The 232-nt window shown below is 45.3% G+C and carries 1 protein-coding gene; it reads left to right on the top strand.

Annotated elements, in window-relative coordinates:
• On the top strand, positions 1 to 232 hold a 232-nt coding region (locus RMT89_RS45635; RefSeq protein ID WP_315889636.1), incomplete at both ends, for a hypothetical protein.

The following is a 232-nucleotide window of genomic DNA, read 5'->3' on the forward strand; positions in this document are numbered from 1 at the left end:
CGGCTAAAATCGGTAACAGATTATTCCCTGTTCTCGCGAAAGAAAATACGGCTTATCCTTTTGTAATTTACAAACGCAGCGGGCTGATTCCGGCTTATACAAAAGATAAATACTCGGTCGAGGATACGGTGTTTATTGACGTTGTAACCGTAGCGGAGAAGTACTCGGAAAGTCTTGAAATCGCCAATGCGGTACGCAATGCACTTGAAAGAAAACGTGGCACGTTCGCGGG

The organism is Streptomyces sp. P17, from assembly GCF_032436805.1.
Lineage (GTDB): Bacteria > Actinomycetota > Actinomycetes > Streptomycetales > Streptomycetaceae > Streptomyces.